The organism is Flavobacterium daemonense (genome assembly GCF_007341385.1).
Taxonomy (GTDB): domain Bacteria; phylum Bacteroidota; class Bacteroidia; order Flavobacteriales; family Flavobacteriaceae; genus Flavobacterium; species Flavobacterium daemonense.
On record NZ_VJYD01000012.1, the window covers coordinates 112,565 to 133,501 of the forward strand.

The window sequence follows — 20,937 nt, forward strand, 5'->3', positions numbered from 1 at the left end:
CTAATTTTCAGGAGTTGCTCCTGAATAGACATTTGGTTAAAAATTAACTTCTCGAGCTACTTTATAACGTGCTTCGTTGCTTTTTGTTCTAAGAATGATTTCGCCAAGAAATCCTGCCAGAAACAATTGAGTTCCTAAAACCATAGTAGTCAAAGCAATATAAAACCATGGGTTATTAGTAACCAGACTGTATTTCATTCCTGTGTACATGTGGTACAATTTAGAAACGCCAATGTAGCCTGCTGCCAAAAATCCGATAATGAACATTAAAGAACCAATTGCGCCAAACAAGTGCATCGGTCTTTTTCCGAATCTGGATAAAAACCAAATCGTAATCAAATCAAGAAAACCGTTTATAAAACGTTCCATTCCAAATTTGGTTTCGCCATATTTTCTGGCTTGGTGAATTACTACTTTTTCGCCAATTTTATTGAAACCCGCATTTTTTGCCAAAACCGGAATGTATCGGTGCATTTCGCCCGATACTTCGATGTTTTTTACTACGGTATTTTTATATGCTTTTAATCCGCAGTTAAAATCATTTAATTCAACGCCAGATGTTTTTCTGGCCGCCCAGTTAAATAATTTTGAAGGCAGATTTTTTGCCACAACAGAGTCGTAGCGTTTCTTTTTCCAGCCCGAAACCAAATCGTATTTCTGAGCTGTAATCATTTCATATAAACCTGGAATTTCGTCAGGACTGTCTTGCAAATCAGCATCCATTGTAATAATGACATCACCTTGTGCTTTTGCAAAACCTGCATGCAATGCCTGAGATTTTCCAAAATTCTTCATAAAACGAATCCCTTTTACATTTGGGTTTTCGTTAGAGAAGCTTTCAATAATATTCCAAGAATCATCCGTACTTCCATCATCTACAAAAATGATTTCATAAGAGTAATTGTTAGATTGCATCACTTTAATAATCCACGCATAGAGTTCTTTTAGTGATTCCTCCTCGTTTAGAAGCGGTATAAGTATAGATAAATTCATTTATATTTTTATTCTTGAGTGGTTTTGCTTTTGAAGAATGCGGCAAAGATTAATCCGAAAATGGCACTGATTACAATTGCAAAAGCAGATCCTTTTAATAATTCGAAAGTTGAGTATGGGCTGCTCGCTTTCATTTTGTCGATTGCTTCATTAATAGATGAAGCCGGAGCGCCAAATTTCTGCATCATGTTTGCAGTGTATTTAATCATTATTTCATTTAAAGTTTCTTTTGCACCTGGATCAATAACATTAAATAAGACAATATTAAAAGTTGTAGAAATTAGAACACCAATTACTGCAGCTATAAAATAAGTGGTAAATGCATCTTTAAAAGGAAAAACACCTTTTAATTCTTTCTTAGTTTTAGAAAGCAGAATAATACTTATAGTAACGCTTATTGCAATTCCTATGATACCCATCCACCATGCAGTGAATAAGTGTAAATCAACCGCATAGATAGTAGCGGTAAATAATGCAGATGCAATTCCAATCATTACACCATAAGTAATACCATTCTTTTTTATAACTTCATTAATCATATTTCTATATGTTTTAAAATTAATCCACAAATATAGCAATTCCCAATATAATCGGAGATAAAAAAAGCTTTTTGAATTTAACTAAAAAAAAGTGAGTTAAGTATTTGTTTATTAAAAAAGAATTGTAAATTTGCACACTCAAAAATAATTAAATTTTTAAACAAAAAAGAGTAGTGTTGTTTATACCTTTTTCTAACCATGAAAAAGCTTCAAAATAAAAATACTCTAAAACAATAAATAAAAAGAAAGATGAAAAAAGGAATTCACCCAGAAAATTACAGATTAGTTGCATTTAAAGACATGTCTAATGATGACGTTTTTATCACTAAATCTACTGCAGATACAAAAGAAACAATTGAAGTTGACGGAGTTGAGTATCCAGTTGTAAAAATGGAGATTTCTAGAACATCTCACCCTTTTTATACTGGTAAATCTAAACTTATCGATACTGCAGGACGTATTGATAAATTCAAAACTAAATATGCAAAACACGTTAAAAAATAATAACTGTTTTAAATTATACAAAAGCCTTCCAATCTCGGAAGGCTTTTTTTTATGACCTTATTTTAGTAAAAGCAAATTCGTGAATTTTATAAAATATTGAATTGCAAGGCGATAATGTTAAGTCTCTTGCGGAATTACATTATTAATTCGTGAATTCACGGCTTTCATAAAAACGGGTTAAATGAAACTCATAAATATTTGTAACTTTGATCCCGATAACCAAATCAAGATTTTAACAAGTACCAAATTTTTTTATTTATGAATTACATTCTTTTTGACGGTCCCGTTCGGAATGCTTTATTACCTTTTACTTTTACAAGGCCTGTTGCTGATATCCTTGTCGGAATTACAACGATTCGTCAAAAATGGGAAATGCGCCTTGGTTCAACCATAACAACAATTACTGAAGAATATTTATCTGAAAAATTTCCGATGGTGGAAATGGCAGAAAATGTAATGATCAACGCGGGTTATTTGCCAAATGACAAGCTTGCCGAAATGGTTTCTGACTTAACAACAAATCAGGCTATTTTTAAAGGTGATGATGTAATCGCTTTTTTTACTACAGAAAATCAAGAAGAAGTCGATTTTGATTCCTACGAAATTATCCAGTATAATGATGATTGTTTGACGATTGAACACACGTGGGATATTTTTTCTAAAAACGACGCCGCAATCCGTGCCGATTTTAAATTTTTGACCGAAGACAGAAAATCACAGCCAATTCCGAAAAGCGTAAATGTTATTGCGCCAGAAAATATTTTTATTGAAGAAGGAGCAAAACTAGAATTCGTGACGCTGAATGCTTCGACTGGGCCTATATATATAGGTAAGAATTCTGAGATTATGGAAGGAACCGTAATTCGCGGACCTTTTGCTTTATGCGAAAATGCAATGGTGAAAATGTCGGCTAAAGTTTATGGCGCAACAACAGTTGGTCCAGGGTCTCGAATAGGAGGTGAGGTTAAAAATTCTGTTTTGTTTCAAAATTCAAATAAAGGTCATGAAGGATTTTTAGGCGATTCTGTTTTAGGCGAATGGTGCAATATTGGTGCTGATTCAAATAATTCGAACCTAAAAAACAATTACGAGGAAGTAAAATTGTGGAGCTACGAAACAGAAGGGTTTGCAAAAACCGGACTTCAGTTTTGCGGTTTGATGATGGGAGATCACAGTAAATGTGGCATCAATACAATGTTTAATACCGGAACTGTGGTTGGAGTAAGCGCTAATATTTTTGGATCTGGTTTTCCTAGAAATTTTGTTCCGAGTTTTTCTTGGGGCGGTGCTGCCGGATTTACAACATATGTTACCAAAAAAGCTTTTGAAACTGCAAGACTAGTAATGAGCAGAAGAAATATCGAATTCGATGCGACTGAAGCTGCAATAATGGAACACATTTTCGAAGAAACTAAAAAATGGAGAAAAGATTAATTGGATAATCAATTTGAAAGATAATTTTTTGCAAACCCGACAGGTTTTTGAGACTTGTCGGGTTTATTTTTTTAGCCACAGATTAAATGATTAAAAAGATTAAAAAATCTGTGGAAATCCTAGAAATCTGTGGTTAAAAATTATTTGTCAATCTTAATGAATTCTTCTTTTAAATTGAATTTTAATTCCAAGCCGTTGGTTAGTTTTGTTTCGTAGCTAGAAGTTCCAATTTCGATTTTGGTCACTTTTTCTTTAGGGAAATTAGTTTTTATGTACGAAGCAATTTTTTTCGGAACAATAGATTTAGGGATTTTTTCATTCTTGCCATCAACTTCTTTCCAGTTTCCTTTTTTGTCAAATTCAATTTCAAGTTTTTTGTCATATTGAACTTTGTATTCTGTTGAAAGGATTTCTTTGTCTTCTAGTATATAGCTTGGTTTTTGAGATCCAAAATGAGTTTTCAAGAATGTTTGCGCGTTTGCCGGCAAAGCTTCTTTTTTAATTACAGTTTTTTGTGCATTTGCAGAAAAACCAATTAGTAATCCTGCAATTAAGTAAACCGTCAGTTTTAATTTCGTTTTCATAGTTTGCTGATTTTTAAATTGTTATACAAGGTAAGGCAAAAATTTTAAAATAAAAACAAATTCGGTCTGGTTTGATTCTTTGAGATTTAGGTTCTATCTCGGTCTTCTAAATCTTTACATTATCAAATTGTCTCATTGTCAAATTATCCAATTATCAGATTCTCAAAATTATCTAATTATCAAATTGGCACATTATCTAATTTAAATCTATCTTTGCGCCACGAAAAAATAGGTGGTCAAATAAACGATTAACCGATTAAACAAATTAACAAAGACAAATGATTACAGTTAACGATATTTCGGTTCAGTTTGGCGGAACTACACTTTTTAGCGATGTTTCTTTTGCTATAAATGAAAATGATAAAATTGCCCTTATGGGTAAAAATGGTGCGGGAAAATCGACACTTTTGAAAATTATTGCTGGAGAAAATAAACCTTCAACGGGAAGTATTTCAACTCCAAAAGATGCTGTTGTTGCTTATTTGCCTCAGCATTTATTGACTAAAGATGGTTCGACTGTAATGGAAGAAGCATCAAAAGCATTTGGCGAGATTTTTAAAATGAAAGCCGAAATTGAAGAAATCAACGAACAATTAACCGTTCGTACAGATTACGAAAGTGACGAGTACATGAAATTGATCGAAAGAGTTTCTGACTTGAGCGAGAAATATTATGCAATAGAAGAAATAAATTACGAAGCCGAAGTTGAGAAAATTTTAGTTGGTTTAGGTTTTGAGCGTGAGGATTTTATACGTCAAACTTCTGAGTTTTCTGGAGGATGGAGAATGCGTATCGAATTGGCTAAAATTCTTTTGCAAAAACCAGATTTGATTTTGCTGGATGAGCCTACAAACCACATGGATATCGAAAGTATTCAATGGTTAGAGGAGTTTTTAGTAACTTCTGCAAAAGCAGTTGTGGTAATCTCGCACGATAGAGCGTTTGTTGATAATATTACAAACAGAACGATCGAGGTGACAATGGGAAGAATTTACGATTATAAAGCAAAATATTCTCATTACTTAGAATTAAGAAAAGACCGTCGTATTCATCAGCAAAAAGCCTATGACGAACAGCAAAAAATGATTGCTGACAATAGAGCGTTTATTGAGCGTTTCAAAGGGACATTCTCTAAAACAGACGCCGTTCAGTCGCGTGTAAAAATGCTTGAAAAATTGGAAATTGTTCAAGTTGACGAGGTAGATACTTCGGCACTTCGTTTAAAATTCCCGCCTGCACCGCGTTCTGGACAATATCCTGTTATTGTTAAAGAAATGTCTAAATCGTATGGCGATCACGTAGTTTTCAAAGATGCTAATATCGTAATTGAAAGAGGTCAGAAAGTTGCTTTTGTTGGAAAAAATGGAGAAGGAAAATCAACAATGATCAAGGCAATTATGAAAGAAATTGGTGTTGATTCTGGAAGTGTAGAAATTGGACATAATTCTCAAATTGGATATTTTGCTCAAAATCAGGCGTCTTTATTAGATGAAAATGCTACGATTTTTGAAACTATCGATAATATTGCTGTTGGAGATATTAGAACACAGATCAAAAATATTCTTGGAGCGTTTATGTTTCAAGGTGATGATATTACTAAAAAAGTAAAAGTACTTTCAGGTGGAGAAAAAACGCGTTTGGCAATGATCAAATTGTTGTTGGAACCGGTTAACTTATTGATTCTGGATGAGCCTTCAAACCACTTGGATATGAAAACTAAAGATATCATTAAAGATGCTTTGCGTGATTTTGATGGAACTCTTATCTTGGTTTCTCACGATCGTGATTTCCTTGATGGTTTAGCGACGAAAGTTTTCGAATTCGGGAACAAAAGAGTAAAAGAACATTTTGAAGATGTTGCAGGTTTCTTGGCACACAAAAAAATGGACTCTATGAGAGAGATCGAAAAATAAAAAAATCTAAAAATAGTAAAAAGGCGCAAGTTGATTCTTGCGCCTTTTTTTGTTCGGTTACTATTCATAACTATATTTTAATGCAACTATTTTTACAAGTTGTTCTTTTTTTATTATATTTATAATTCCTTTAGTGTTGATTCATAAGTGTTTGTATTTTTTTTGTATGCCCCAAATATGAAAAAAGAATTCTAAACCTTTTATAAAAGTTTGATTATATGCCTATGAAAAAGACTTTACTTCTTCGAATTGTTTTTGTTTTGTTTTTAATGCCACTGTTTTCAAATGCGCAAACTGCCCAAAGCCAGCCTGCGACTGATTCTGAAGACGGTATAAAATATCCAACATATCAGTTTAAAGGACTCTTGCAAGCGAGATACTTGGAAAGTTTTGAAGACAATGTTGATGTTTTGGGCATGCAACACTCTGCCGGGAATGCAACTCAAAGTTCATTCGATATCAAGAGAATGCGTGTAGGGGTTAATACGAAACTGAGTAAAGAAACTGAGGTTGTGATTTTGGTAAACTTGGCTGAATTTAAAACAGATACCAAAGGTAAAGTTCTGGAAAATGCGTACGGAAAATATACGTTTAATAAATACATAGCGCTTACTGGAGGGCAGTTCAGACCTGCATTTGGTATTGAGGAATTAGTTCCTGCAGATATTATCAAGTCGTTTGACTTTTCTAATCAATATTATGAATTTGGGAAAAATGGCTGGACAAGTTTTCAAATTGGAGCTTCGGCATCTGGTGCATTTGACATCGGAAAAATACCCGTGAATTATGCTTTTTCTGTTTTAAACGGAAATGGAAAAAATGCGGAGATGGACAAAGATAATGGCAAACAGTTTTCTTCAAGATGGGTATTTCAGTTATCAAAAAAACATGATATTAATTTAGGTTTAAATGGTGGTTTCGGAAAAGTTTTCAAAGAAGATGTTTTTGCAATTGGCGCCGATATTACAAGTGATTTTAAACTTACTGATAAATGGAGTTTTGATTTGCAGGTTGAATATAAACAGGGTACAAATCATAATTTGTACTTTTCTTTGCCAGTTGCTTCAAGAACTGGAGATGTGGCTGATTATCAAATGCGTGGTATTTACTTTTTGCCTAATTTGAGATATGTGGTGAATTATAATAAATTGACAGCAATAGAGTTTTCATGCCGATATGAAAGATTTGATCCGAATTATAAAATTGATTCTAATGTTAGACAAACTTATACGCCAATGGCGGGCTTGGAATTCGGAAAAGCTTATACCGGCAGAATTGAATTGGGTTTTCAAATCGACCGATTTGACCGAAATATTCCGGATACAACAACCTATAATAATAACTTGTTTTTAATACAGCTTCAGCTTAGACTTTAATTAATTTAAATCTTGTTTTTATGAAAGAAGTACAAATTCCTCAAACCCTGATCACACTTGTTGTGGGAATTGCAATTTGGTTTATTCCTGCTCCAAATGGTGTTGTTATTGAAGCATGGCATTTGTTTGCCATTTTTGTGGCTACCATTTTAGGAATTATTCTAAAAGCGGCCCCAATGGGAACCATGTGTATGATTGCTATTGCGTTGACGGCTTTTTCGCAGGTTTTAGCGCCTGGAGACGCTGGAAAATCGATAACATTAGCTCTAAAAGGTTTTGGAGATAAGGTAATCTGGCTTATCGGGATTTCATTTTTTATTGCGAGAGGCTTTATAAAAACGGGTTTAGGAAACCGAATTGCATTTTTGTTTATTCGAATATTTGGCAAAAGCTCACTTGGACTTGCATATGGTTTAGGACTTGCTGATTTGGTTTTGGCGCCTGCAGTGCCAAGTAATACGGCACGTGGAGGTGGAATTATTTATCCAATTATGAAATCAATGTCGATGAGTTTTGGTTCCATGCCGGATAAGCCAGAAACGCATCGAAAATTAGGAGCGTATCTTACCTTAAATAGTTATAATGCAAATTTGATAGCGTCGTCTATGTTTTTGACAGGAACGGCGAGTAACCCGATGTGTCAAAAATTTGCACTTAACCTCGGAATTAAAATCAGTTGGATTTCTTGGGCGACAGCAGCAATTGTTCCGGGTTTGGTTTCGTTTTTTGTAATTCCGTTTGTGCTTTATAAAATATATCCGCCAGAATTGAAAAAAACGGGTGATGCACCTCAAATTGCAGCTCAAAAATTGAAAGAAATGGGTGCAATTACACGCAACGAATGGATGATGTTGTTGACATTCTTTATTTTGTTGTTTTTGTGGATGACAGGTGATCTTTTTTCAATAGATGCTACAACAACGGCGTTTATTGGATTGGTTATCTTGCTTCTAACTTCTGTTTTAACTTGGGATGATGTAAAAGCCGAAAAAGGCGCATGGGATACCATTGTTTGGTTCTCTGTTTTAGTCATGATGGCAAGTTCGTTGAATGAGCTTGGTTTTATTGCTTGGTTCAGTGATTTGGTAAAAGCTGAGATTGGCGGATTAAGCTGGCAAATGGCATTTCCTATTATTGTATTGGTTTATTTCTTCAGCCATTATCTTTTTGCAAGTGCCACGGCGCACGTAGCGGCAATGTATGCAGCTCTTTTAGGAGTTGGGGTTTCACTTGGAATTCCGGGCTTGCTACTTGCTTTTATGCTTGGTTTTGTGGGGTCAATCTATGGAACATTAACGCATTACGGACATGGACCGGCACCAGTCTTTTTCGGAAGCGGTTACGTCGACCTAAAAAGCTGGTGGGTCAAAGGCCTTATAACTGGATTAGTTATGCTTTTTATCTATATGGTAATAGGAGGTTTGTGGCTCCGAGTAATAGGGTATTTTTAAATTCTGATTCCCGGAGGAAGCAACTCCTTGTATTTAGGATTTTTTTTGAAAAAGATAACAATCTTTGGGTGAATAGGAACAACTCTGAATTTTTTTTCGGTATTGAATTCCATGATGTTTTTTAACATGTTGTCAATCACGACTTGGTTGTCAAAACCTTCAGGGGTATTGATTTTAGTTAAAAAAATTTTCTTTTCTTGAAATGAATACTCAACCGTAAGCATTCCTTCTGGAGCTAAAGTTTCAAATTGTCTCGCAAAAGTGTTGTCTTTAATTGCCAATGTAGTTTCAATAGATTCCATAATTTGTCATTTTTTTTAATAGGTTTAAAGTATAAAATAGATTTTGGGCGTTGCTCTGCTTAAATACTTTGGGAGTATTAAACCAGAACGATTTGGACTGCAAAGGTAATCATTTGATTCTCAATATGAAATTATTTTTTTAAGTGGCCATTTTTTAGCTCATTTGTAATTTTATTTGTTTTAATGTTTAATTGTGGTGTAAGATTTGCTGTGCATATTGTTAAAAAAAGTAAATTTATCTTGAAATCGAGATTTGTAATTAAAATACCTTTTTTGACAAATGAGTAAAATACCTGTTTATTTTATGCCTGGCTTAGCCGCGAGTCCAGCAATTTTTGAAAGAATTAAATTAGACGAATCTGTTTTTGAAACCCATTTGCTTGAATGGGAGATTCCTAAACTTAAAGAATCTTTGTCTGATTATGCGCTGCGAATTGCCAAAAACATCAAACATGAAAATGCGGTTTTGATCGGAGTTTCCTTTGGAGGTATTTTGGTTCAGGAAATTTCGAAACATATAAAAGCACAAAAAGTAATTATTATTTCAAGTGTAAGAAGCAATGCTGAATTTCCTCGTCGAATGAAAATCGGCAAGAAAACAAAAGCTTACAAACTAATTCCGATGAAGCTGATTTTGAATATTGAAAATCTGGCTAAATATTCTTTTGGAGAAAAAGTGAACAAGCGTATCAAATTATATGAAAAGTTTTTGACCGTTCGCGATCTTAATTATCTTCAATGGGCTGTAGAGTCGGTTATTTTATGGGACAGGGATAAAGTTGATGACAATGTGATTCATATTCACGGCGACCAAGATGATGTTTTTCCTATAAAATATATCGATAAATGTATTGTCGTAAAAGGCGGTAGTCATATTATGATTCTCAATAAGTATAAATGGCTGAATGAGAATTTACCTTCTATTATATTGGAGGATTAGCTAAAATAAAATTCCAAATTCCAATTCTTTCTAGATTTTAGCGCAATATTGTCATTTCGACGAAGGAGAAATCTCCACGAGTAACTCTATAATCAAAATCGACAATCTTTGTCGAGCCACTTGCGGAGATTTCTCCTTCGTCGAAATGACAAACTAAGTGTTGGTCCTGCGTTATAAAGAAAATTAAAAATAAAAAAATCCCAAACTCCTTTTTGGAATTTGGGATTTAAATATTGAAATTTAAAAATCGTTAGATTTTCTTCATTTGTTCTTTCATCATAGAAATTTGCTCTTTCAGCATACCTTGTTTGTCTAATTTCTTAGCTTCATTCAATAAGTTAGTTGCTTCAAGCTTTCTGCGGCGCGACATTGCAACTCCGGCAAGGTTAAGTTTTGCAACAGCTAAATCCATATCCATTGATAATCCAAGTTCGATTGCTTTTTTGAAATGCTTCTCAGCTTGGTTGATATTAGTCTGTGACAACATGATTCCGTGAAGGTAATTAAAATATCCTTGTTGTTTTCTTACCAATGCAGTTTCTGGATTTTTAATATATGATAGCCATTTTTTAGCACCTTCGAAGTCTTGTTTTCTTAATTTTAGGAAAGCTAAAAGGATAAATTCGTTTTTGAAATAAAGAAAAATCGGAATTGCAGACAATAATATAAGGAAAATTCCATTTCCAATTGAGTCATCAACAATTTCGTAAATACCAGCGACTACAAGAAGTCCGGCCAAAATAAGTTTTATAATTTTGTTAAACATAATAGATGTATATTTGTGATTGCAAATATAGTAAAATGAATTAAAAATATTTTTATTAAAGTGCTTGCCAGAAAAAAAAGTCTTTGTATATTTGCACTCGGTTTTTGAGCAACGATATTCAAAACCAAGAAAGAGTTAATTAGATACCATTTTTAAAGATACAAAGCAATGAGCAAAAGAACATTTCAACCATCGAAAAGAAAAAGAAGAAATAAGCACGGATTTATGGACAGAATGGCTTCTGCGAATGGAAGAAAAGTTCTAGCGCGTAGAAGAGCAAAAGGAAGACATAAATTAACTGTTTCTAGCGAGCCTAGACACAAAAAATAATGTTTGTATAAACATACATAAGGCGATTACTTTTTTAGTATCGCCTTTTTTTATACCTTGTCGGTAATAAATTTGTAACATTCTAGTTTCTAAAGCACTGTGAATGTTTTTTGAATACAATAATAACTACACAATACATACAAAATGCCTAAAGACACATCAATAAAATCAGTTTTAATAATAGGTTCAGGACCTATTGTTATTGGTCAAGCTTGCGAATTCGACTATGCAGGATCTCAATCTGCACGTTCGATTCGTGAAGAAGGAATTGAGGTTATCTTGATAAACTCAAATCCAGCGACGATTATGACCGACCCATCTATGGCCGATCATATTTATTTGAAACCATTAACTACAAAATCGATTATTGAAATTCTGAAGGAACATCCGCAAATTGATGCAGTTTTACCAACAATGGGAGGGCAAACTGCTTTGAACTTGTGTTTGGAAGCTGAGGAAAAAGGAATCTGGCAGGATTTCGGAGTAAAATTAATCGGAGTTGATGTAAATGCCATTAATATTACAGAAGACAGAGAACAGTTTAAGCAGCTTTTAGAAAGAATAAATGTACCAACTGCACCTGCAAAAACGGCTACTTCTTACTTAGAAGGAAAAGAAATTGCACAAGAATTTGGTTTTCCGCTTGTAATTCGCCCTTCGTTTACACTTGGAGGAACTGGAGCAGCTGTGGTTTACAAAAAAGAAGATTTTGATGAGCTTTTAACTCGCGGACTTGAAGCTTCTCCAATTCACGAAGTTTTGATTGACAAAGCTTTGATGGGATGGAAAGAATACGAATTAGAGCTTTTGAGAGATAAAAATGACAATGTTGTAATTATCTGTTCAATTGAAAATATGGATCCAATGGGAATCCACACAGGAGACTCGATTACAGTTGCACCAGCAATGACATTATCAGATACCACTTTCCAAAAATTGCGTGACTATGCAATTTTGATGATGAGAAGTATCGGGAATTTTGCTGGAGGATGTAACGTACAATTCGCAGTTTCTCCAGACGAAAAAGAAGATATCGTTGCAATCGAGATTAATCCTCGTGTGTCTCGTTCATCGGCTTTAGCATCAAAAGCTACGGGTTACCCAATTGCAAAAATCGCTTCTAAACTTGCTTTAGGATACAACTTAGATGAATTGCAAAACCAAATTACAAAATCTACTTCGGCTCTTTTTGAACCAACTTTAGATTATGTAATCGTAAAAATACCACGTTGGAACTTTGATAAATTTGAAGGGTCAGACAGAACTTTAGGTCTTCAGATGAAATCTGTGGGTGAGGTTATGGGAATCGGACGTTCTTTCCAAGAAGCATTGCATAAAGCGACTCAATCTTTAGAGATTAAGAGAAATGGTTTAGGCGCTGACGGAAAAGGATATAAAAATTACGAACAAATTATTGAGAAACTAACTTATGCAAGCTGGGATCGTGTTTTTGTAATTTATGATGCAATCGCAATGGGAATTCCTTTGAGTACAATTCACGAAATAACAAGAATCGATATGTGGTTCTTAAAACAATATGAAGAGCTTTATACGTTAGAGAAAGAAATCTCAAATTACAAAGTTGCTACTCTTCCTAAAGAATTATTGCTTGAGGCGAAACAAAAAGGTTTTGCAGACAGACAAATCGCTCACATGATGAGTTGTCTGGAAAGTGAAGTACATACTTTACGTACGGACATGAACATTAACCGTGTGTTCAAACTGGTTGATACTTGTGCAGCTGAGTTTAAAGCTAAAACACCTTACTACTACTCAACTTTTGAAGCTGAAATTCAAAAAGCAAACGGTGAGCGTTATGTTGACAACGAAAGTATTGTTACAGATAGAAAAAAAGTGATTGTTTTGGGTTCTGGACCAAACAGAATTGGACAAGGAATCGAGTTTGATTATTCTTGTGTACACGGAGTTTTGGCAGCAAAAGAATGTGGTTACGAAACGATTATGATCAACTGTAATCCTGAAACGGTTTCTACAGATTTTGATACTGCTGATAAATTATACTTTGAACCAGTTTTCTGGGAGCATATTTACGATATCATCCAACACGAAAAACCAGAAGGTGTAATCGTCCAGTTGGGTGGACAAACGGCTCTTAAATTAGCAGACAAATTATCTAAATATGGTGTGAAAATCATCGGAACTAGTTTTGATGCACTTGATTTAGCAGAAGACAGAGGACGTTTCTCAGATTTACTTACTGAATTACATATTCCTTTCCCAAGATTCGGAATCGCTGAAACTGCGGATGAAGCTTCAAAATTAGCAGATACGTTAGATTTTCCACTTTTAATTCGTCCTTCTTATGTATTAGGAGGTCAGGGAATGAAAATTGTAATCAACAAAAAAGAACTTGAAGAGCATGTAATTGATTTGTTGAAAGCAATTCCAGGAAACAAATTACTTCTAGATCACTATCTAGCTGGAGCAATTGAGGCTGAAGCTGATGCAATTTGTGATGCTGATGGAAATGTGTACATCATCGGAATTATGGAGCATATAGAGCCTTGTGGAGTTCACTCTGGAGATAGTAACGCGACTTTGCCTCCTTTTAACTTAGGAGAATTTGTAATGCAGCAGATTAAAGATCATACGCATAAAATTGCGAGAGCTTTAAAAACTGTAGGTTTGATCAATATTCAGTTTGCGATTAAAGACGATACAGTTTACATTATAGAGGCAAACCCAAGAGCTTCAAGAACGGTTCCGTTTATTGCAAAAGCTTACGGAGAGCCTTATGTAAATTACGCTACAAAAGTGATGTTAGGTCACAATAAAGTAACTGATTTTGATTTCAACCCGCAATTAAAAGGATATGCCATCAAACAACCAGTTTTCTCTTTCAGCAAATTCCCGAATGTAAACAAAGCATTAGGGCCAGAAATGAAATCAACTGGAGAAAGCATCTTGTTTATTGATGACTTGAAAGACGATCAATTCTACGAATTGTACTCTAGAAGAAAAATGTATTTGAGTAAATAATCTCAGATTCTAGTATAAAAGAAAAGCTCCAATGAAAATTGGAGCTTTTTTGTTTGCTTAATTTGTTTTATTCTAAAGACATATTGTCTCTAGTATTTTTCTGTACCGCAATGCCTCCAAATAGAGCTAATAGAAAAGCAAAGGCATAAAATCCTTTTTCGCTTGGTAAGATCGTTGCATTCCATAACCCAATGACTAAAAGTGCAATTGATAATATAGTTCCGAACCAGCAAATTCCATAATAAATATCAGTGACTGGAAGGTTTTCAAGTCGATCTCTCACGCTTTTTTGTAATGAAATAACAGAGAAAAGTCCAAACATTAAAACGGTAAAATAATATCCTTTTTCATTCAGTAACATTTCAGCTCTTGCGAGTCCAACTATATAGCCTATTGTTCCAGCTCCAAGAGCTACCCATGATGCTGCTATAAAGGCATTTGATGTTTTTTGTGACATGTTTCAAATTATTAATTAATATCTTTAAGAACAAATATATGTAAATTAATTCTTTATTTTTATATAATAATTGAAAGATTATTCCTTAAAATTGATTTGAGTAAAGATTTTGTTTGGTGCTCTTCCGTAGTCTACTAATGTAGATATAAAATTTAAAATTACTTAAAAGTAAGAAATTAAGTATATAAAAATATTTTTAATCTATCTTTGTAAGATTAATCTTAAATATTCAAAACATGAAAACAGCTAAACAAATTGGAATGATGATTGCCTTGTTCTGTACATTATTTTTTATTCAATGTAGCTCAGATGAAAACAAAAAAGAGGATGAAGAAACAACTGAACACTATAGTGATGAAATTAATCTCCTGCGTGAATTTATTTCAACGAATAGGCATTATAATATAAAAAAAATAGCTTATGATTCAGATAGGAGTGTATTTATAATAGAGGGAGATATTTTAATTTCCTTAGAAGATGTTAGAAGTGATTATAATGAATTTAATAAAAAAAGCACTAGTAAAAGCAAACAAAGAATTGCAAGTTATATAGTAGCTCCGGAAATCGCAAAGGCAATTAAAATTTATGTTTATCCAGAAGTTTCTTTGGATTGGCAAATTGCGATTACGGAAGCAGTGAAGAATTGGAATGGAATAAATTCAAATATATCAATTACCATTGTTACCACTTTGGGGGTTGCAAATATTAAAGTAACGGCCGAGAATAAAGGCCGCAATGGAACAATTGCCGAAGCTTTTTCTTCAACTAGCACTGGACGGCCAGGCTCTAATATATACATAAATTCTGCGTACAATACTTTAGAAGTCTCTAATAAGATTTTTGCGATGACTCATGAATTAGGCCACACTTTGGGACTTGATCATAATAATGACCCAGATGGTTTTCTAATTCCTTGTACGCCCATTTCGGATCCTTCTTCTATAATGGTGCCAATAAATGATGTTTGGAAAGGTTTTTCATATTATGATAACGTAGCTATTAGTACATTGTATCCTGTTGCAGTAGGAGCTAAAAAACTGTATAGATATAAGAAAAATCAGTATTTTTTTTATTCAATAAATCCATGTGAAATAACTCCTGGTAAAGATGGTTATATTTTCGATGGTGAAGCAGGTTATTTATATTCTACACAAGTTTTGGGAACAGTCCCTCTATATCGATCAGTTAATGGTGATGTGGGTCAAGGGCATAAGTTAAGTAAATCTCAAACATCTTCGAGTGATGTTCTTTTGGGTTATATATACTCTGAAAAGGTGTCTGGAACAACAGCTTTATATTGTATTAAAAATGTAGGGCAATTTGATAGATATACAACTAAAAAAGAAGATGCATTGATAGTACTTACTTACGGATATGTATTAGACAAATTATTGAGTAATGAAAAAAATGACATTATTTTAAATAATAATCCAGGTATTTTTGATGGAGGTACAATTAGATTCTAAGATAATCAAATAATTCAATAAAAAAAGCTCCAAAATCATTTGGAGCTTTTTCTGATTATAAAAGTAAGATTGATGATTATTTTATCAATTGCTGTAAAGGTTTTAGTTGATCCATGTTGATATTTGACTTTTGTAGGACAGACATCAATGTCATAATATTATTCGGATTCATGTTTTTTCCGAGAACGCGGACAACTGTAAAACCATTCCCTTTTCTGTTGGCAAAAACAACAAACTCTTCAATGTTGTCATCAGTTCCAACATAACTTATGGAAGCGCCATCTTTACCTGAACCAACTTTCATTAATTGCTGATATTTTGGATCCTTTAAAATAGCATTTACTTTGGCGCGTTCTATTTCAAATTCGGCTTGATTTTTATCAGTGGCTTTAAAGGCTAAAATATTCATTTTGTCAAATGATTTTATGGCTTCAGTTTGTTCTGCAGATAATTTTGCTTTGTCTAAATTTAAAATATCAGACGAGACATCAATTGCAATAAAATCCTTTTTTTCGTTGTTTTCAACAAAATACTTTTGCAATGAGGGTTCAGAATTACAACTTATCAAAGTCAGTAAAACTGCAATTGCTGAGGTAAAGATTTTCAGTTTCATGATTATTTTTTGCCTTTAGAGGCTTTTTTTAAGTCTGAACCGCCAGGAAGCTGCATCTTGTCTGTAAGTACAGAAATTTCGTTTAAGTCAAAATTACCAGTCAATGACAGTAAAACAGTTTCGTCGTTTTTTGCTCCGTCAACAAACATCAGCAATTCTTTAATTTGAGAATCGCTTGCGCCTGATTTTACCATTATTCGAACATTTTTTCCGCTGTCGTTTACGCGCATCAATTCTTCTAAGCCTGCTGTTTTTATATATTTATCGGCAGAAGCTTTCATGTCAGCTTCGATTTTAGGATTTTTTGTAGTAAATACTTTTAGGTAATCTAATTTTTTGATCAGATTAATATATTGCTGTGTTTCTTTGTCAGTAGCGTCAACTTTTACTTTGCTCATTAAATCGAACATTTTTTTGTTTACAATTACTGATGTTACATCGTCTTGACCGTCAAATTTGTCAAAAGCGCCTTGAGCGTAGAAAGAATGTGTGAAAAAGGCGAAAACTAAAGTTATAATAAGATTTTTCATTTTTGATTGAATTTAATTACCGTTTAAAAATTTTGTTTTTTGATTGTTCATATTCGTTAATGTATTGTACACTTCCAATACCCACATTAACATTGTTTGATAAAAGTGCCAAAGCTTTTTGAGTTGCTTTCAATGCTTCTTCAGGATTATCATAGGTTCCTAATTCTGACTGCGCCACAGCCGGAGCTGTTTTTTCTTGGCTTGTAAAGAAATAGGTTCCAATTCCTAGCAAAACAACCGCCGACGCCGCAATTGATAGCCATGCCACATTTCGTTTCTTAGTTTGTAATGGAATCTCTTGTGTCGATTTTTGTTGTGTTGCTTGAGAGAAATAACCAAACATTGGCTGATATTGCTCTAAATGCTGCGCAACATTTGGAGATGAAAAGTACTCTTTAAGTTCTTTTTCTTCAGCAATCGTAGTTTCTCCCTGAAAGTATTTTTCTAATATATTTTCTATTTTATCTAATTCCATAACTGTGTGTGTTAACCATTGATTCTCTAATTTTTTTTCTCGCTCTCGAAAGCGCAACTCTAATAGCGGTTTCATTCATGTTGACAATTTTCGCAATTTCATCAAATTCATATTGCTCAACATCGCGAAGCTGAATTAATATTTGGAGCTGTTCTGGCAGCTGATTTATAATTTTTTCGACCCATTCCAAGCTATCAGAATCTTCTAATTTTTTGTCTAATTGAGGTTCTCGGTCAGTGAAATTGTTGTGTACAATTTTTAGATTTCCGGCTCTTTTAGATTTTAATTGATCCAGACAATAATTCTTGGTCATTGTCATTGCTACTGCTTCGATGTTGTTATAGGAATCTAAATTGTCTTTTTTGTTCCATAATTTTACCATCACTTCCTGAGTGGCATCTTCAGCCTCTTCGGTGCTTGTAAGCAATCTTTTTGCCAGACGAAAAACTTTGTCTTTAAAAGGATTTATTAATTCTATAAACACATTCTGATTCATAAAATTGGTTGGTTATTCGTTAGCTTATATAGTCAAGACGAGGCACTATTATTTTTGTTACAACAGTTTTCAAAAAAAATAATGAAAAAATGAAATAAACTTAATAGAGTTCAAACTAAAGGTAGTATTTTTACGTTAATACTTATACCACTATACCGAAAACAGAATTTATGAAAACAATTTTAAAGAGTTTACTCCTAATTTTTTTGCTTGCCTTTGCTTTACAATCGTGTGAAGATCAGGATGATGTGGAAGCTCCGGCAACTTTGCAAGTAAATGATTTTGTCTGGAAAGGATTAAATGCAGTTTATTTGTGGCAAGCAGATGTGCCAAATTTAGCCGACGACCGCTTTAGCACACAAGCAGAATTAAACTCTTATTTATCAGGATACTCAGATCCTAAAGAATTGTTTCAAGATTTATTAAATAAGCCAATCAGTAAATATCCCGCTACGGCTATTGACCGTTTTAGCTGGATTGTTGATGATTATACGGTTCTAGAACAAGAACTAAACGGAATCACAAAAAATAATGGTGTTGATTTTAAATTGACAAGAGTTTCTGATGGTTCAAGTGATGTGGTAGGTTACGTGCGTTATATTATTCCAAATTCTGATGCTTCTGGAAAAGCTATAAAAAGAGGGGATTTGTTTACCGCTGTAAATGGTACAAAACTTACGGTTTCAAACTACCAGTCTTTATTGCTGACACCTGATACTTATACTTTGAATTTTGCTGATTATAATGGTTCTTCATTTGTTTTGAATGGTAAATCGGTTACGTTGACCAAAACTGTTTTAGAAGAAAATCCTATTTTAATCAATAAAGTAATTACATCTGGTAGTCATAAAATTGGTTATTTGATGTATAATGGTTTTTATTCTGATTATGATTTGAAATTAAATGAGGCTTTTGGTGAATTAAAAGCACAAGGAATTACCGATTTAGTTTTGGATTTAAGATATAATGGGGGAGGTTCTGTTCGTACATCAACTCGTTTGGCAAGTATGATTACAGGACAGTTTAACGGAAAAATATTTTCGAAACAACAATATAATTTAAAATTGATGGCGACGATGACTACAGATGATCTGGAGTCTTTGAACCAAAGATTTGTAAACAATATTGATGGAACAGCTTTGAATAGCCTGAATTTATCCAAAATCTATATTTTGACAACTTCTAACACTGCATCGGCAAGTGAATTAGTTATCAATGGTCTAAAACCTTATATTGATGTTGTTCAAATTGGAGAAACCACAATTGGAAAAAATGTTGGATCGTTTACGGTTTATGATTCGCCTACTTTTACGAAAACAAATGTAAATCCGAATCATAAATACGCGATGCAACCTTTGGTTTTTAAAATTACAAATTCGCAAGATTTTGGAGATTATACCTCAGGATTGGTTCCTACTTATGTACAGTTAGAATATATCAGCAGTTATGGAGTATTAGGAGATCCATCAGAACCATTATTGAATTTGGCAATCTCAAAAATTACTGGAGCAACGGCTAAAAAGATCCAAACCGATAGAAGTTTTGTGTTGCCTTATATAGATGATTCGAAAAAAATCAACGGATTACGAAATGAGATGTATCTAGAAACTGCACCAAAAAGGTTTTCAAAATCACTAAAATAAAAAAAAGGCTTTCAGAAATGAAAGCCTTTTTTTCAAAAAAAAATCCAAAAACTAATTTAAAAATATAATGTTCTTAATTGTTGAAGTAGAAACCATTTGGTCCAACTCCCACGGTTAATTCTTTTTGTGCTACACCGCTTAAATTATAAATGTAAGCTTTACTGTTTGAAGCAAAATCTCCTCCGTCAGCAATATAAATTTTGTTGTTCTCTACAGCAAAACCGTAAATAGAACCACTTGCAGGAAGATTAGCTGTAAAAATTGCAGTTGTTGAAGCTTCTGTTGCAGATGGGCTAATTGCGTAAACTGAATTGTTTGAAGTATAATACACTTTATCATTATAAATATCTAGATATCCAGCTCTATCTAAAGATTTTGGGAAAGTAATTTTACTAACTGATTTGTCAGAAAGTTTTACTTTAACAATTTCGCTTCTGTTATCTCCGTAAGGTGCTCTCAAAACAAACAAAACACCATCTTTAACTTCCATGCAGTCTCCGCTGTTACCAATTGTAACTGGAGTTTCTAATGCTTTTGTCGAAGGATTTACAACTAATACTTTGTCATTGTAAAAATCAGTAATGTATAATTTTCCGTTCTCTAATAGGATGCGGTTTGCAGTGGCTTTCAAATCAATCTTTGATTCTACTTTGTTTGAAGCTAAATCAATCACAGCAATATAATCATCAGTATCTCCAGTTGCAGGATTGCTGTATGAATACGTGTTTGCATTTGTTACATAAGCTTTTCCGTCTTTTACAACACCGTATCTTGGGTTTGCTAATCCGCTGTCAACTTTTGCGATTAATTTAAAAGTGTATCGGTTAACAACATCAATTACGTTGGAACCACCAGCGATGATATATGCTTTATCTCCGTCAAAAAAGATATTTTGAAGATACACTCCAGCAAAATCTCCTGCATTTGCTGTTTTGTAGATGTCAGCTGTAAAATTGGCTAAATCATCGCTTGCAAAAGAAACAGAACCACCTCCAGAATTTCCTTCGTTTAAGATGAAAAATCCATTATCATAAGCTCCTTTCGGCGCACTGTCGTCATCATTAGAACAAGAAACAAAAAGCGATACGCTTAATGCTAATAAAAATAATCTAGTTAGTTTCATTG

General features: G+C 33.6%; 21 protein-coding genes. 10 read left to right on the forward strand and 11 right to left on the reverse strand.

Features of this window, described 5'->3' with window-relative positions; all coding sequences use genetic code 11:
* Window positions 1-36 precede the first annotated feature (36 nt).
* Together FND99_RS15395 and FND99_RS15400 are read right to left on the reverse strand one after the other, a co-directional pair.
* Window positions 37-993, reverse strand: a complete 957-nt coding sequence (locus FND99_RS15395) for a glycosyltransferase family 2 protein (RefSeq protein WP_144338831.1) — start codon at window positions 991-993, stop codon at window positions 37-39.
* A gap of 8 nt (window positions 994-1,001) precedes the next feature.
* A complete protein-coding gene (locus tag FND99_RS15400; RefSeq protein ID WP_144338832.1) occupies window positions 1,002-1,532 on the reverse strand; it encodes a DUF4199 domain-containing protein in 531 nt (176 codons plus the stop codon).
* A 249-nt stretch (window positions 1,533-1,781) separates the two neighbouring features.
* Here FND99_RS15400 and FND99_RS15405 point away from each other — a divergent pair, with 249 nt between their 5' ends.
* Together FND99_RS15405 and FND99_RS15410 are read left to right on the forward strand one after the other, a co-directional pair.
* Window positions 1,782-2,036, forward strand: a complete 255-nt coding sequence (locus FND99_RS15405; RefSeq protein ID WP_144338833.1) for a type B 50S ribosomal protein L31 — start codon at window positions 1,782-1,784, stop codon at window positions 2,034-2,036.
* Between the two features lie 258 nt (window positions 2,037-2,294).
* A complete protein-coding gene (locus FND99_RS15410; RefSeq protein WP_144338834.1) occupies window positions 2,295-3,470 on the forward strand; it encodes a GlmU family protein in 1,176 nt (391 codons plus the stop codon).
* A gap of 140 nt (window positions 3,471-3,610) precedes the next feature.
* Here FND99_RS15410 and FND99_RS15415 read toward each other — a convergent pair whose 3' ends face one another.
* Window positions 3,611-4,054, reverse strand: a complete 444-nt coding sequence (locus FND99_RS15415; RefSeq protein ID WP_144338835.1) for a PepSY-like domain-containing protein — start codon at window positions 4,052-4,054, stop codon at window positions 3,611-3,613.
* Between the two features lie 278 nt (window positions 4,055-4,332).
* Here FND99_RS15415 and FND99_RS15420 point away from each other — a divergent pair, with 278 nt between their 5' ends.
* From FND99_RS15420 to FND99_RS15430, 3 genes are all read left to right on the forward strand, one after another.
* Entirely contained in the window at window positions 4,333-5,967 is a 1,635-nt protein-coding gene (locus tag FND99_RS15420; RefSeq protein WP_144338836.1) for an ABC-F family ATP-binding cassette domain-containing protein, read from the forward strand.
* 224 nt (window positions 5,968-6,191) lie between these two features.
* Window positions 6,192-7,343, forward strand: coding sequence for a porin (locus FND99_RS15425; RefSeq protein WP_144338837.1), 1,152 nt, complete (start codon window positions 6,192-6,194; stop codon window positions 7,341-7,343).
* A 20-nt stretch (window positions 7,344-7,363) separates the two neighbouring features.
* On the forward strand, window positions 7,364-8,794 hold the full coding sequence (locus FND99_RS15430) for an anion permease (protein WP_144338838.1): 1,431 nt from the start codon (window positions 7,364-7,366) through the stop codon (window positions 8,792-8,794).
* On the opposite strand, the gene FND99_RS15435 is transcribed toward FND99_RS15430, so the two are convergent.
* A complete protein-coding gene (locus FND99_RS15435) occupies window positions 8,791-9,096 on the reverse strand; it encodes a GNAT family protein (RefSeq protein ID WP_211356636.1) in 306 nt (101 codons plus the stop codon). The genes FND99_RS15430 and FND99_RS15435 overlap by 4 nt on opposite strands.
* Window positions 9,097-9,376: 280 nt before the next feature.
* Here FND99_RS15435 and FND99_RS15440 point away from each other — a divergent pair, with 280 nt between their 5' ends.
* On the forward strand, window positions 9,377-10,036 hold the full coding sequence (locus FND99_RS15440) for an alpha/beta hydrolase (RefSeq protein WP_144338839.1): 660 nt from the start codon (window positions 9,377-9,379) through the stop codon (window positions 10,034-10,036).
* A 250-nt stretch (window positions 10,037-10,286) separates the two neighbouring features.
* On the opposite strand, the gene FND99_RS15445 is transcribed toward FND99_RS15440, so the two are convergent.
* Complete coding sequence (locus tag FND99_RS15445) at window positions 10,287-10,802, reverse strand: DUF2892 domain-containing protein (protein WP_144338840.1); 516 nt, start codon at window positions 10,800-10,802, stop codon at window positions 10,287-10,289.
* 168 nt (window positions 10,803-10,970) lie between these two features.
* Here FND99_RS15445 and rpmH point away from each other — a divergent pair, with 168 nt between their 5' ends.
* Window positions 10,971-11,132, forward strand: a complete 162-nt coding sequence (gene rpmH / locus FND99_RS15450; RefSeq protein ID WP_008464848.1) for a 50S ribosomal protein L34 — start codon at window positions 10,971-10,973, stop codon at window positions 11,130-11,132.
* A gap of 144 nt (window positions 11,133-11,276) precedes the next feature.
* Complete coding sequence (gene carB, locus FND99_RS15455) at window positions 11,277-14,132, forward strand: carbamoyl-phosphate synthase large subunit (protein ID WP_144338841.1); 2,856 nt, start codon at window positions 11,277-11,279, stop codon at window positions 14,130-14,132.
* 67 nt (window positions 14,133-14,199) lie between these two features.
* Here carB and yiaA read toward each other — a convergent pair whose 3' ends face one another.
* Window positions 14,200-14,589: an inner membrane protein YiaA gene (gene yiaA, locus FND99_RS15460; protein WP_144338842.1), complete on the reverse strand. Its 390-nt coding sequence runs from the start codon at window positions 14,587-14,589 to the stop codon at window positions 14,200-14,202.
* Window positions 14,590-14,825: 236 nt separating this feature from the next.
* On the opposite strand from yiaA, the gene FND99_RS15465 reads away from it, so the two are divergent.
* On the forward strand, window positions 14,826-16,055 hold the full coding sequence (locus tag FND99_RS15465) for a M57 family metalloprotease (RefSeq protein ID WP_144338843.1): 1,230 nt from the start codon (window positions 14,826-14,828) through the stop codon (window positions 16,053-16,055).
* 76 nt (window positions 16,056-16,131) lie between these two features.
* Here FND99_RS15465 and FND99_RS15470 read toward each other — a convergent pair whose 3' ends face one another.
* The 4 genes from FND99_RS15470 to FND99_RS15485 are packed head-to-tail and all read right to left on the reverse strand — an operon-like array spanning window position 16,132 to window position 18,169.
* Complete coding sequence (locus tag FND99_RS15470; RefSeq protein WP_144338844.1) at window positions 16,132-16,668, reverse strand: DUF4252 domain-containing protein; 537 nt, start codon at window positions 16,666-16,668, stop codon at window positions 16,132-16,134.
* A 2-nt stretch (window positions 16,669-16,670) separates the two neighbouring features.
* Window positions 16,671-17,198, reverse strand: a complete 528-nt coding sequence (locus FND99_RS15475) for a DUF4252 domain-containing protein (RefSeq protein WP_132988407.1) — start codon at window positions 17,196-17,198, stop codon at window positions 16,671-16,673.
* A gap of 16 nt (window positions 17,199-17,214) precedes the next feature.
* Window positions 17,215-17,673, reverse strand: coding sequence for a hypothetical protein (locus tag FND99_RS15480; RefSeq protein WP_144338845.1), 459 nt, complete (start codon window positions 17,671-17,673; stop codon window positions 17,215-17,217).
* A complete protein-coding gene (locus FND99_RS15485) occupies window positions 17,660-18,169 on the reverse strand; it encodes an RNA polymerase sigma factor (protein ID WP_035649689.1) in 510 nt (169 codons plus the stop codon). Before FND99_RS15485 ends, FND99_RS15480 begins: the two co-directional genes overlap by 14 nt.
* A gap of 170 nt (window positions 18,170-18,339) precedes the next feature.
* Here FND99_RS15485 and FND99_RS15490 point away from each other — a divergent pair, with 170 nt between their 5' ends.
* On the forward strand, window positions 18,340-19,812 hold the full coding sequence (locus FND99_RS15490; RefSeq protein ID WP_144338846.1) for a S41 family peptidase: 1,473 nt from the start codon (window positions 18,340-18,342) through the stop codon (window positions 19,810-19,812).
* 73 nt (window positions 19,813-19,885) lie between these two features.
* On the opposite strand, the gene FND99_RS15495 is transcribed toward FND99_RS15490, so the two are convergent.
* Window positions 19,886-20,935 carry a YncE family protein gene (locus FND99_RS15495; RefSeq protein WP_144338847.1) on the reverse strand — a complete coding sequence of 350 codons (1,050 nt, stop codon included), beginning with the start codon at window positions 20,933-20,935 and terminating at the stop codon, window positions 19,886-19,888.
* Window positions 20,936-20,937 lie beyond the last annotated feature (2 nt).

Coding starts and splice junctions, on each gene's coding strand:
- FND99_RS15395 (WP_144338831.1), bottom strand. CDS start 993: ATGAATTTATCTATACTTATACCGCTTCTAAACGAGGAGGAATCACTA.
- FND99_RS15400 (WP_144338832.1), bottom strand. CDS start 1,532: ATGATTAATGAAGTTATAAAAAAGAATGGTATTACTTATGGTGTAATG.
- FND99_RS15405 (WP_144338833.1), top strand. CDS start 1,782: ATGAAAAAAGGAATTCACCCAGAAAATTACAGATTAGTTGCATTTAAA.
- FND99_RS15410 (WP_144338834.1), top strand. CDS start 2,295: ATGAATTACATTCTTTTTGACGGTCCCGTTCGGAATGCTTTATTACCT.
- FND99_RS15415 (WP_144338835.1), bottom strand. CDS start 4,054: ATGAAAACGAAATTAAAACTGACGGTTTACTTAATTGCAGGATTACTA.
- FND99_RS15420 (WP_144338836.1), top strand. CDS start 4,333: ATGATTACAGTTAACGATATTTCGGTTCAGTTTGGCGGAACTACACTT.
- FND99_RS15425 (WP_144338837.1), top strand. CDS start 6,192: ATGAAAAAGACTTTACTTCTTCGAATTGTTTTTGTTTTGTTTTTAATG.
- FND99_RS15430 (WP_144338838.1), top strand. CDS start 7,364: ATGAAAGAAGTACAAATTCCTCAAACCCTGATCACACTTGTTGTGGGA.
- FND99_RS15435 (WP_211356636.1), bottom strand. CDS start 9,096: ATGGAATCTATTGAAACTACATTGGCAATTAAAGACAACACTTTTGCG.
- FND99_RS15440 (WP_144338839.1), top strand. CDS start 9,377: ATGAGTAAAATACCTGTTTATTTTATGCCTGGCTTAGCCGCGAGTCCA.
- FND99_RS15445 (WP_144338840.1), bottom strand. CDS start 10,802: ATGTTTAACAAAATTATAAAACTTATTTTGGCCGGACTTCTTGTAGTC.
- rpmH (WP_008464848.1), top strand. CDS start 10,971: ATGAGCAAAAGAACATTTCAACCATCGAAAAGAAAAAGAAGAAATAAG.
- carB (WP_144338841.1), top strand. CDS start 11,277: ATGCCTAAAGACACATCAATAAAATCAGTTTTAATAATAGGTTCAGGA.
- yiaA (WP_144338842.1), bottom strand. CDS start 14,589: ATGTCACAAAAAACATCAAATGCCTTTATAGCAGCATCATGGGTAGCT.
- FND99_RS15465 (WP_144338843.1), top strand. CDS start 14,826: ATGAAAACAGCTAAACAAATTGGAATGATGATTGCCTTGTTCTGTACA.
- FND99_RS15470 (WP_144338844.1), bottom strand. CDS start 16,668: ATGAAACTGAAAATCTTTACCTCAGCAATTGCAGTTTTACTGACTTTG.
- FND99_RS15475 (WP_132988407.1), bottom strand. CDS start 17,198: ATGAAAAATCTTATTATAACTTTAGTTTTCGCCTTTTTCACACATTCT.
- FND99_RS15480 (WP_144338845.1), bottom strand. CDS start 17,673: ATGGAATTAGATAAAATAGAAAATATATTAGAAAAATACTTTCAGGGA.
- FND99_RS15485 (WP_035649689.1), bottom strand. CDS start 18,169: ATGAATCAGAATGTGTTTATAGAATTAATAAATCCTTTTAAAGACAAA.
- FND99_RS15490 (WP_144338846.1), top strand. CDS start 18,340: ATGAAAACAATTTTAAAGAGTTTACTCCTAATTTTTTTGCTTGCCTTT.
- FND99_RS15495 (WP_144338847.1), bottom strand. CDS start 20,935: ATGAAACTAACTAGATTATTTTTATTAGCATTAAGCGTATCGCTTTTT.